Source organism: Corynebacterium lubricantis DSM 45231, from assembly GCF_000379425.1.
Taxonomy (GTDB): domain Bacteria; phylum Actinomycetota; class Actinomycetes; order Mycobacteriales; family Mycobacteriaceae; genus Corynebacterium; species Corynebacterium lubricantis.
Map to the genome: position 1 here is coordinate 2322 of NZ_KB902206.1, position 4690 is coordinate 7011.

At 66.3% G+C, this 4690-nt stretch carries 1 CRISPR repeat array.

Annotated elements, in window-relative coordinates:
* Window positions 1–2 precede the first annotated feature (2 nt).
* Window positions 3–4681: a CRISPR direct-repeat array (repeat unit 28 nt; unit sequence GGCTCATCCCCGCTCGCGCGGGGCAGAC).
* Window positions 4682–4690 lie beyond the last annotated feature (9 nt).

Genomic DNA, 4690 nt, shown 5'->3' on the forward strand with positions numbered 1-4690 from the left:
AGGGCTCATCCCCGCTCGCGCGGGGCAGACACCGTGACGAGATTGGCCTAATCCTCATGGAGGGGCTCATCCCCGCTCGCGCGGGGCAGACGCCGTCGGTCTCCCAGATGAAGCTGTCGATGACGGCTCATCCCCGCTCGCGCGGGGCAGACCGAGGAGCCATCTCCCAGACTGATTGAGTCACCGGGCTCATCCCCGCTCGCGCGGGGCAGACGACGGTCTCTTTCGGTCGTGCCGCGCAACAGTGGGGCTCATCCCCGCTCGCGCGGGGCAGACTCCTGATGGCACTGGCACGGTGACTTTGCGGTCGGCTCATCCCCGCTCGCGCGGGGCAGACCCACCTTCCACCCAGTGTTGCCCGTACCGCTAGGGCTCATCCCCGCTCGCGCGGGGCAGACAGTTTGAGTATTCACCGCCGGTGGTTTCTGCGGGGCTCATCCCCGCTCGCGCGGGGCAGACCTTCCCCGTCTGTGGGTGAGAGAATCGCCCCCGGGCTCATCCCCGCTCGCGCGGGGCAGACTCGTCTCCTGGGACAGGGAGCTTGGCAGATCACGGCTCATCCCCGCTCGCGCGGGGCAGACCCACATAGGGTGTTCACGGCGTCCTCCTCGTCGGGCTCATCCCCGCTCGCGCGGGGCAGACACACCATGAGCTAACCCACCGTTTCCAGTCACGGGCTCATCCCCGCTCGCGCGGGGCAGACCTCTGATATCAACCAGCGCTCAATCGGCGTCGAGGGCTCATCCCCGCTCGCGCGGGGCAGACGGTGCTTCCATTGTTGATTTGGTCGTCACCACCGGCTCATCCCCGCTCGCGCGGGGCAGACTTGGCGGCACTGACGGATTCGAGATGGACTCTGGGCTCATCCCCGCTCGCGCGGGGCAGACGTTTGCTGTCTACGTTCGGCCTTGAGGGGCTTGGGCTCATCCCCGCTCGCGCGGGGCAGACGTTTGCTGTCTACGTTCGGCCTTGAGGGGCTTGGGCTCATCCCCGCTCGCGCGGGGCAGACCCTACTTCTTGGGTGCTGGGTGCTGGTATGACGGGCTCATCCCCGCTCGCGCGGGGCAGACATGTCCACAGCGCCCCCTTCCTCCATGCGATTCGGCTCATCCCCGCTCGCGCGGGGCAGACTCCTTTAGCCACGTCCACGCCGTATTTAGCAGGGGCTCATCCCCGCTCGCGCGGGGCAGACATGTCCACAGCGCCCCCTTCCTCCATGCGATTCGGCTCATCCCCGCTCGCGCGGGGCAGACTCCTTTAGCCACGTCCACGCCGTATTTAGCAGGGGCTCATCCCCGCTCGCGCGGGGCAGACGACCACATTGTGTTCACGAAGCGCAGGACCCACGGCTCATCCCCGCTCGCGCGGGGCAGACTACGGACAAGGCGCGCAAGCAGTACCACGGACGGGCTCATCCCCGCTCGCGCGGGGCAGACATCACGCGTGACAGCGACCCGGTAAACCGGAAGGGCTCATCCCCGCTCGCGCGGGGCAGACGGGATGATGTACCGGCGGGCGTGCGATTGGACGGGCTCATCCCCGCTCGCGCGGGGCAGACGCCGTCGGTCTCCCAGATGAAGCTGTCGATGACGGCTCATCCCCGCTCGCGCGGGGCAGACTCCGTGGTGCAGGAGACGAGAACGTGATTGGGCGGCTCATCCCCGCTCGCGCGGGGCAGACTAGTTGGTAGTCGAGTTGTTTTTCTGCGATGTGGGCTCATCCCCGCTCGCGCGGGGCAGACGGATGCGAAAGCGTCAAGCCCTGCGGTGGTGGAGGCTCATCCCCGCTCGCGCGGGGCAGACGCGTAGTTTCCGCCGATTCACACGGGCCATTAGGGCTCATCCCCGCTCGCGCGGGGCAGACTCGTTGATTGATGCTTTGAAGGCGAAGAAAGATGGCTCATCCCCGCTCGCGCGGGGCAGACATGCCTTCGCTAACGAGATTGGTGGTGGTGAAGGGCTCATCCCCGCTCGCGCGGGGCAGACCGTGGTGTCAAGCACAACCATTAACGAGGACGGGGCTCATCCCCGCTCGCGCGGGGCAGACCCCTGTTGGCTAACGGCGCGTATAAGCCAATTGGGCTCATCCCCGCTCGCGCGGGGCAGACACGGTCTCTTTCGGTGGTGCCGCGCAACAGTGGGGCTCATCCCCGCTCGCGCGGGGCAGACTACTGATTCACCTTCTGTGGGAAATAATGCTGGGGCTCATCCCCGCTCGCGCGGGGCAGACGGCGTCTATGTGATCGACAGCGAGGCCCGGGACGGCTCATCCCCGCTCGCGCGGGGCAGACGTGGTAGTGGGGTGTGGGAGTTGCCTGAGGGTGGGCTCATCCCCGCTCGCGCGGGGCAGACAAGTTTCACACACATCTGCCAGACCTCGGCCCGGGCTCATCCCCGCTCGCGCGGGGCAGACACCGCCTCAGGAAACACGCCATCAAGCTTCAACGGCTCATCCCCGCTCGCGCGGGGCAGACGTGGTCTGGATTCGGAAGTAGGTGCTCATTGTCGGCTCATCCCCGCTCGCGCGGGGCAGACCTGGTGTTGTGCGTGTGGTGAATTCTGGTGATGGGCTCATCCCCGCTCGCGCGGGGCAGACCTCGGAGACAGCTAGCGTCACCGGATTTGCTGGGGCTCATCCCCGCTCGCGCGGGGCAGACCACGTAGGTGATTCCGCCGTGAACGTCGACGAGGGCTCATCCCCGCTCGCGCGGGGCAGACCAGTTGTATTGGAAGTTTCGTCGTGATTGGTCGGGCTCATCCCCGCTCGCGCGGGGCAGACCTGCGAGTGCTTGCCCATTGGGAGCTTCGGTGGGGCTCATCCCCGCTCGCGCGGGGCAGACTTCGTCAAAGTGAGCGAAGGACATGTTTAGCCAGGGCTCATCCCCGCTCGCGCGGGGCAGACCAGGTAGATACCGCGCAAGTTCTCGGACGCGGCGGCTCATCCCCGCTCGCGCGGGGCAGACTCGATCACTGGCTGGCTGCTTTCCGTGATAAAGGGCTCATCCCCGCTCGCGCGGGGCAGACGGCCTACGTGCTTTGTTAGTAGGGCAACGAGTGGGCTCATCCCCGCTCGCGCGGGGCAGACAAAATGTATCCGGCTACTTCTCGGTGCGTGTGGGGCTCATCCCCGCTCGCGCGGGGCAGACTCATCAACGGAACAGCCGATGCCCGAACGAATGGGCTCATCCCCGCTCGCGCGGGGCAGACGGTAATGCAATCTTCGTCGCCACACTCGCACAGGGCTCATCCCCGCTCGCGCGGGGCAGACAAGTCACTGCGTACGTATCCACCACATCCCCTGGGCTCATCCCCGCTCGCGCGGGGCAGACACAACAAAAATGTGGCACACTTCACACGCCGGAGGCTCATCCCCGCTCGCGCGGGGCAGACGCTATCACCCTTGTTGTGGGCGCATTGACGTGGGGCTCATCCCCGCTCGCGCGGGGCAGACCCATGGAATTAGCGGTCGGGCACGTCAGTATCGGGCTCATCCCCGCTCGCGCGGGGCAGACACACCATTAACGCCACCCTTAACAGCGGCATCGGGCTCATCCCCGCTCGCGCGGGGCAGACTTTAGGCGGGTGAACGAATGAGCATAAAGATTGGGCTCATCCCCGCTCGCGCGGGGCAGACAAGTGGGGGACCACGAACCTGATGGTGTACCTGGGCTCATCCCCGCTCGCGCGGGGCAGACTACACCCTTACGCTTGGGTGTTGCTTGGTCTTGGGGCTCATCCCCGCTCGCGCGGGGCAGACAGCGTCACGCTCCGCAGCTAGGTGCGCGCACAGGGCTCATCCCCGCTCGCGCGGGGCAGACTGCTGGTCAGCTAAATCAGGCGATGTTACTCCAGGCTCATCCCCGCTCGCGCGGGGCAGACGTTTCCACAATCGGGGTTGTCATAATGTTCTCCGGCTCATCCCCGCTCGCGCGGGGCAGACCCACCTGTGGATGGTGCGGTGCCCCATGCGTTGGGCTCATCCCCGCTCGCGCGGGGCAGACACTCGACACCCTCGATCTGACCTGCACCGGCCAGGCTCATCCCCGCTCGCGCGGGGCAGACGTGACTAATCCAGCGGATTCTTCGACGCAGTCGGGCTCATCCCCGCTCGCGCGGGGCAGACGTCTTTTTCTTCCACACTCAAATCGTCCACAGTGGCTCATCCCCGCTCGCGCGGGGCAGACACATTTGGCCTTGGCTGGCTAATTCCCCCTTTTGCCCCCTTTGGGCTCATCCCCGCTCGCGCGGGGCAGACCTTTGATTAGCCTCACTTTCGACAATGTGAATGGGCTCATCCCCGCTCGCGCGGGGCAGACCGAAAGTCACGGTGAGCTGCAAAGAGTACTCGGGGCTCATCCCCGCTCGCGCGGGGCAGACTCGTGCCGTTTTCTAATCAGTTCCGTCGTGACCGGCTCATCCCCGCTCGCGCGGGGCAGACCTAATCGGCCAGGTCATGGAAGAACATGCATCTGGCTCATCCCCGCTCGCGCGGGGCAGACGCTTCCGGAGACGGGTCTTGAATATCAAGCCAGGGCTCATCCCCGCTCGCGCGGGGCAGACACAAATACAGCGAATGTGACTGGTCTGCCGTCGGGCTCATCCCCGCTCGCGCGGGGCAGACGCACGATCAATATCGAAAACGATAATGCGCGTGGGCTCATCCCCGCTCGCGCGGGGCAGACCGCTCCAGC